This window comes from Cellulosimicrobium sp. SH8 (assembly GCF_025818875.1).
GTDB lineage: Bacteria > Actinomycetota > Actinomycetes > Actinomycetales > Cellulomonadaceae > Cellulosimicrobium > Cellulosimicrobium cellulans_D.
In genome coordinates, this window is record NZ_JAMXMH010000011.1 from 235897 (window position 1) to 242967 (window position 7071).

Consider the following 7071-nt stretch of genomic DNA (forward strand, 5'->3'; position numbering starts at 1 on the left):
CCCATCCGTCCGTCGGGGTGGCGGCGCACGGCCGGGCAGGACGGGACGCGGGGGAGACACCGAGGAGGAGCGACGTGGGCGAGGTCCGGCAGACGGTCGGGGACGGCGCCGTCCTCCCGAGCGTGAGCGTCGTCGTCGCGACGAACCGCGGCGGCCCGTTCCTCGCGGAGGCGCTCGCGTCCGTCCTCGCGCAGTCGTACCCCGCCGTCGAGCTCGTGGTCGTCGACGACGGCTCGCCCGACCCGGACGCCCTGCTCCGGATCGTCGAGGACGCGGCGCGGGGCGTCACGTCCCCTCGCCCCCGCGTGGTGCGACGGGCGCCCGCGGGCGTGTCCGCCGCGCGCAACGCCGGCGTCGCGCAGACGTCCGGCGACCTCGTCGCCTTCCTCGACGACGACGACCGCTGGCACCCCGACCGGCTGCGTCGGCACGCCGAGGCCATGACCGCGCGGCCGGACGTCGTGGTGAGCTACTGCGGGATGCGCACGATCGACGCCGACGGTGCGGAGCTCGTCGCCGCGGACCAGCGCGCCGCGGACGACCGGCGCGCCGTGATCCGCGGACCGGGCGTCATGCTCCCGAACCTCGTGGTCCGGCGGGACGTCTTCGACGCCGTCGGCGGATTCGACCCGGCGTACCGGCAGGGCGAGGACCTGGACCTCGTCCTGAAGGCCGCCGCGCGGGGACCGTTCGCGTTCGTCGACGACGTCCTCGTGGACTACCGCCACCACGCGACGAACACCACGCGCTCCCACCGCGACCTCGCGACGAGCCTGCGCGTCATCCTGCGCCGGCACCGGGACGCCGCGCGCGCGGCGGGCCGCCGCGACCTCGTGCTCGCCTACGACGACCGGCTCGCCGCCAACGAGCGGTTCGCGTGGTGGAGCGCCGGGCGTGCCGCGCGCGACGCGGTCCGCGAGCGGCGGCCCGCCGCGGCTCTCGGGGAGGTGGTGTGGGCGGTCCGGTTCGCTCCCGGCGCGCCCGCCCGCCGCGCCTGGGCAGTCCTGCGCCGGGCGCCCCGCGCCTAGCCGGCGCCGGGGTCAGCCCGGGAGCGCCCCGACCGCGACGACCGCCGCGCGCACGCCGGGCAGCGTCCACGGCTTGAACCGGCGGCGCGGGAGGCTGTAGGAGACGACCCGGTCCAGCACGACGAGGACCGCGACCTGGGCGGGCGTGAGCTCGCCGCTCCGGGCGGCCGCGACCGCCGCGAGCGGGCCCGCGAGCTCGTCGCCCGCGAGCCGTCGGACCGCCTCGGCCAGCCCCGACCCCGTCCGGGCCAGGTGGACCTGGCACGCCGCGTACGCCGCGTCGAGCACGAGCGGGTTGTCGGGCTCGAAGCGGTTCCAGTCGACGAGGTGCGCCGAGCCCTCGGAAGTCACGAGGACGTTGTCCGGGTGGAGGTCGCCGTGGGTCGGGCCGACGGGGACGAGCAGGTCGCCGTGGGTCCGCAGGACACGGTCCCGCAGGTCCGCGGCGCCGATCTCGGCGCAGTCCCGCTCGCCCCGTGCGGACGCGAGACGCCGCCAGGCCGCCGTCGTCCGGAGCGGGCGGTGCTCGTCCGGCACCGTCACGCCCCGCAGCGCCCGGACCAGGACGTCCTCGGCCTCGTCGAGGGAGACGGTCCGGGCGCGGAGCAGCGGCGCCTCGGCGACGCGGACGCCGTCGTGCGACGACGTCGCGACCTCGTCGAGCACGAGGGGGCCGAACCCCGTCGTCGCCGCCTCGTGGGTCGCCGCGACCTCCCGCCCGAGGGCCTCCTGCTGGTCCGCGGACAGCGGGACCTTGACGAACCGGTCGCCGCGCACGGAGACCCGGGCGTCGGACAGCGCCCCGACGACGGGTCGGCGGGATCGCGCTGCCCGCTCGGCCAGCGTCGTCGTGCCGGGAGTGGCGCCGCGAGCGGCATCGCGACGGCGCCGCGCGAGCACGACGGCGTCCGGCGCGAGGACGCCCGACCCGCCGAGGGCCCGGAGCGTGCGGGCCACCGCCCGGCGTCCCCCCGTCCTGAGGTCGGTGGCGGCGAGCTCGTCCCGAAGCCGCGCGGCGGGAACGAGGCGGGACCAGTCGTCGCGGTGCGGCAGGAGGGCGTGCCGTCCGGCCGTGACGAGCCCGGCGCGCGCGAGGAGGAGCCGCACGGGCACGACGTCGGCGGCCAGGCCCGCGGACGGCGCCGTGCGCCGTCGCGCCGCGTCGACGGCGCGCCGTCCGCGGTGCCGGACGTCGGCGACGACCGTCCCGCCGGGTGCCAGGACCCGCTCGACCTCGCCCAGGAAGCCGGCGGACGCGCGGACTCCGAGGAGCGCGAGCACCTCGTCCAGGTCGACCCAGACGAGGTCGAAGGTCGCGTCGGGGAACGGGAGGCGGGCGGGGAGGCCGAGGTGCACGGCGACCGCGCCGGTCACCGGGTGGGCGAGCTGCTGGAAGCGCAGCCGGTCGCCGACCCAGTCGGCCCGTGCGACGTCGAGACCCAGGAAGTGCAGCGCGGGCGCCAGGGCGTGCCGCTCGCCCCCCAGGACGAGGCCCCGCCCGCCGGCGCGCGGCACGAGGACGGCCGGACCACCCGACGCGGGGTGGAGGAGCCGGCGCTGGACGTCGACCGGCCAGGGCGCCGCGGCGTCGGTCATCGCGTCGATCACCTGCTCGACGCTCGTCGCGGACCGCACCGTGCGCCGCACGTGCTCCGGCACCGCGTGCCAGGGGCGGTCCGCGGCCGCGCGTCGCGCGCTGCCGACGTCGTCCGTCACCCGCTCGCCCCGGCGCGCCGGGCCCGCGCCCGGTCGGTGACGCGCCGTCGTGCCCGGACGCCCAGCTCCAGCAGGCCCGCGTAGCTGCGCGCCGCGGCGAACCGCAGCTTCGCGCCCCGCTCCTCGGGCCAGGGCGCCTGCCAGATGCGGATCCACACCGTGAACGTCTGCTTCGTGTTGTGCCAGCTGTCGCGCGCGAAGCCCGCGGTCTCCGGGTTCTCGGTGAGGTCGACGAGCCCGTGCGTGATCCGGACGGTCTTGTGGGTGAGGTCACGCCACGAGGGTCGCGACGGATGGTCGACGACCGCGTCGGCCGCGAAGTCGAGCCGGCCGCCGATCTCCTGCAGCCGGCGGCCCCACTCGAGGTCGCCGCCCGACTTCAGCGCCGCGTTGAAGTCGCCGACGCGCTCGAACGTCGCCCGCGGCACGACGAGGTTCGCGGTCGCCGCGAAGTGCGTCACGGTCACGAAGCGCTCCTGGTCGAAGCCTTCGACCGTCTCGTACAGCTCGGGACCGGTCGTCGGGCGCGACCCGTCGCGGAAGAGGATGTTGATGTCGCCGCCGACGGCGTCGGGCGGGTCCTCGGCGGTGAGCGCGGCGACCGCGCGCGAGAGCCAGTCCGGGCGCGGGATGCAGTCTCCGTCGGTGAACGCGAGCACCTCGCCCGTCGCCCGTCGCGCGGCCGTGTTGCGCGCGACGTACGACCCGCGCCGCGGCTCGAGGACGACGGCGAAGCGGTCGTCCCCGGCAGGGAGCGCGGGCCGCAGGTCCTCGGTCGACGCGTTGTCCGCGACGACGACGTCGAACCGGTCGGCCGGGTAGTCCTGGGCGGCGAGGGCCGCGAGGCAGGTCCGCAGGCGCGCGACGTCGTTGTACACCGGCACGACCACGGTGACGGTGGGGTGCAGGTGACCGGGCGCCGGGGCCGCGGGGTCGGGGAGGGTCATCGTGCTCCTGTCTCACGCCCGGACGCGGCACGACGTCGGGCCCACTCGGTGTACCGGGACGTGGCGAGCCACCGGGCGTGCCGCGCGGTCGCGCGCGCCCGGTGGGCGACCCGCCGGGGCGGCGCCCCGGGGAGGACGGTCAGCAGCCGCAGGCGGTACCGCGCCCGCGCCAGGTGCTGGGCGGCGACGGACCCGTCGACGAGCACGTCGAGCGGCAGGCCCGTCGCGGCGAGCCACCGCGCGTCGTAGCCCATGTCGCCGACGGGCACGTCGCCGGGGAACCCGGGGCCGGGGCCGACGAGCCCCACGGCCCGCGCGAAGGGGGGCGGGTCGTCGTCGTACCGGTGGAGGAACTCGAAGTCGACGACCTTGAGCCCGTGCACGGGGTCGAGGACGAAGTTGCCGGGCTTCGCGTCCACCAGGTCGTAGCCGAGGCCGTGGAGCTCGCGCAGGACCTCGACCATCTCGCGCACGACCGCGAGCGGGAGCAGACCCGTCCTCGACCGGGCCGTGCCGAGGGTGTCCTCGTAGCAGGGGCACGCGAACCAGTCGGGGCCGGCGGCGACGAGCGGGGGGACCGCGGCGACGCGGCCCCCGAGCTCACGGAGCGCGGTGAGCTCGCGGTCGAGGAACCGGGCGAACGGCGGGGCGAACGTCTTGCGCACGACGAGGCGGCCGTCCGCGCCGGCGACGACGTCCACGCGCGCGCGCCGTCCGACGCTGAGCGTGCGGACCGTGCCGGGTGGCGCGACGTGCTGCGCGGCACGTCGCTCGGCCTCGGCCCGCACGGCTTCCACGGCGTCGGGCGCGATCACGTCGAGGTACTCCCACGCCTCGGCCGTGCTGTCCGAGGAGTGCAGCGGGTTGAACCGGAGGTGCGCGGGCACGCGCTGCTCGACGAGCGCGCGGACCTCCGACTTCGCCTCGAACGTCTCGGCGTTGGTCAGGTGCGGGTAGCGCTCGCGCAGCCAGTCGTAGGGCTCCTCCGGCGCGTAGTGGAGCGCGACGACCATCCGCACGGGGTCACCTCCGCTGCGGGGGAACGGGCCGCGGCCCCAGTTGCCGCCGCGCAGCGCCGCGGCCGCCCGCTCCCGGGCCGCGGGGTCGAGGTCCGCCGCCAGGAGCACGTCGAACCCGAAGCGGTCGAGCACCGCCTCGACCTGCTCCGCGGGGACGACGGCCAGCGTGGCCTCGCGCACGAGGAAGACGGCGAGCTCCGCGTCGCCGAGCCGGGCGTCGTCGTCGGACGCCAGCAGGCCCCGCGCCCACGCGTTCCCGGCGGACAGCCGCCGCAGCGCGTCGGTCGGCGGCCGCCACCCGACGGACCCGAGGTACGCGTCCACGTCCTCGTACCAGGGGTCGAGCGCCACTCCCTGGGCCTGGGCGAGCCGTCGGAGCTCCGCGGGGTAGTCGTGCTCGGGCGCCGGCTCGGCAGCTCCGAGGCCGTGCGAGGGCAGGCCCGAGCGGCGGCCCTTGTGGTAGACCGCGTGGTACGCGAGCGAGTGCAGGTGGTCCTGCGGCGACGGCACGAGGAACCCGCTCTCGTGCACCACGGCCCGGTCGAGGACCTGCTCGGCGAGGGCCGGGGGGTAGTAGGCCGCCCCCTGGTAGTCCGACGCCGCGAGCCCGGACACGCTGTAGAGGTCCACGGGCATCGTCCCCGGCTCCGACTCGAGGAGCCCGCGCAGCGCGTCGACGTCGTCGTCCGCGACGAGGACGTCGAGGTCCTCACCGGGCTCGATCACCGGGAGCGTCTCGAACCAGCGCAGGACCGCATACCGCAGGCCCGCCTCCTTGAGCCGGGTCGCGAGGCCGGAGGCACCCCAGACGGGAGAGAAGTAGGTCCGCGGGGCCGGGCCGTGCGGCGGCGGCAGGCGGAACAGGTCGAAGGCGCGCCCGCCCCAGACGAACCGGCCGAGCGGGGAGAGGCGACCGCCCGCCCGGCCGACGAGGACGGCGAGGCGCGCCTCCAGAGTCGTCGCCCCGGCGCCGCGCTCGACCGCGAGGTAGCGCAGGTGGCCGAGGTCGCGCACCGTCCACAGGACCCGCGCGTGGTCGGCGCGCAGGATCAGCAGGTCCGTCGAGCAGCGCGTCGCCACGTCGGCCGACGGCACGGGGTGGAGGCGGTCCGCGAGGTCGCCGGCCGCGCGACGTGCTGCGGCCAGGTGCCCGGGATCGACGAGCCCGAGGTAGCGGTCGAGGCCGACGGCGCGAAGGTCGGCGGCGACGGCGGCGTCGCGCGCGCCGAGATCGAGGACGCGCGTCCCCCGGGGCAGCGCAGGCGTCGGCTCCACAGCCAAACCCTAGGTCAGCCACCGGCCGTCACCGCGGGTTCGCGCCGAATTCACCCGGGACGGGCGACCTCTGAGGACCCGTCGCCCCGGCCCGGCGCCGTCGGCGTCGATATGCTCGCCTCGACGTCCGGCTGAGAGGGGTGGTGGCGTGAGCGCTCGCCGCGACGCCGGGGGTGCGCGGTGAGCCGCGCCCGGTGGCCCGTCCTCGTCCGGCGGGGGGCCCTCGACCGTGACCCGCGGCCACCTGGGGGGACGTTCCGCTCCCAGGCGGTCCCGCCCTTCCCCGTGCCGCCCGCGCTCGCGCGCGAGTTCGGGGTGTTCTGCGTCGACACGACCGAGCGCGTCGTCGCCCTCACGTACGACGACGGCCCGCACCCCGAGCACACCCCCCGCCTCCTCGACGTCCTGGCGCGGGCGGGAGCGACCGCCACCTTCTTTGTGCTTGGGCAGCACGTCGACCGCTACCCGGAGGTGACGCGGCGCGTCGTCGCGGAGGGGCACGAGGTCGCGCTGCACGGTGAGGACCACCGGTCGCTGCTCACCCTCGGCGACGAGGAGGCGGTCCGCGTGGTCGGCGACGCCAGGCGGCGCGTCGAGGACGTGACCGGCGTGCCGCTGCGGCTCTACCGGCCACCGTACGGGCGGCACACCGTGGCGCAGGCGCGGGGGATCCGTGGGCTGGGGCTCGAGCTGGTCATCTGGTCGGGCGACGCGCACGACTGGCTGCACGACGACGAGGACCGCATCGCGGCACGTGCCCTCCACGACGTGTTCCCCGGCGGGATCGTGCTGCTCCACGACGACCGGGCCGACCCCGAGACGCTGGAGCCGGGGCAGGAGCTGCCGCGCTTCGACCGCGCGCGGGTGCTCGTCACGCTGCTCGACGGGCTGGCGGCGCAGGGCTACCGCACGTCGACGGTCGGCGGCCTCCTCCGCGAGCACCGCCCGGTGCGCAGCCGGTCTCGCTCCGAGCGGCCGGCGCCGTGACGGCTGCAGGAGGGGGCGTGACGGCCGGGAGCGTGGTGCCGGAGCTGAGCGTGGTCATCGCGGCGTTCGACGCGCAGGACACGCTGGACGAGCAGCTGG

At 77.1% G+C, this 7071-nt stretch carries 5 protein-coding genes; 2 read left to right on the forward strand and 3 right to left on the reverse strand.

The genetic code is table 11. The annotated features are described in order from the left end of the window. The first annotated feature begins 74 nt into the window (after positions 1-74). On the forward strand, positions 75-1028 hold the full coding sequence (locus NF338_RS16390) for a glycosyltransferase family 2 protein (protein ID WP_264031755.1): 954 nt from the start codon (positions 75-77) through the stop codon (positions 1026-1028). 12 nt (positions 1029-1040) lie between these two features. Here the strand turns inward: NF338_RS16390 and NF338_RS16395 are convergent, their stop codons facing one another. From NF338_RS16395 to NF338_RS16405, 3 genes are read right to left on the reverse strand one after another with little or no spacing between them, the layout of a single operon-like run. Next, entirely contained in the window at positions 1041-2744 is a 1704-nt protein-coding gene (locus tag NF338_RS16395; protein ID WP_264031756.1) for a methyltransferase domain-containing protein, read from the reverse strand. Continuing rightward, positions 2741-3691, reverse strand: coding sequence for a glycosyltransferase (locus NF338_RS16400; RefSeq protein WP_264031757.1), 951 nt, complete (start codon positions 3689-3691; stop codon positions 2741-2743). The genes NF338_RS16395 and NF338_RS16400 overlap by 4 nt, the downstream gene beginning before the upstream one ends. Then, positions 3688-5985 (reverse strand): hypothetical protein, encoded by a 2298-nt coding sequence (locus tag NF338_RS16405; protein ID WP_264031758.1) that lies wholly within the window; start codon positions 5983-5985, stop codon positions 3688-3690. Before NF338_RS16405 ends, NF338_RS16400 begins: the two co-directional genes overlap by 4 nt. A gap of 180 nt (positions 5986-6165) precedes the next feature. On the opposite strand from NF338_RS16405, the gene NF338_RS16410 reads away from it, so the two are divergent. Continuing rightward, entirely contained in the window at positions 6166-6972 is an 807-nt protein-coding gene (locus NF338_RS16410; protein ID WP_264031759.1) for a polysaccharide deacetylase family protein, read from the forward strand. Positions 6973-7071 lie beyond the last annotated feature (99 nt).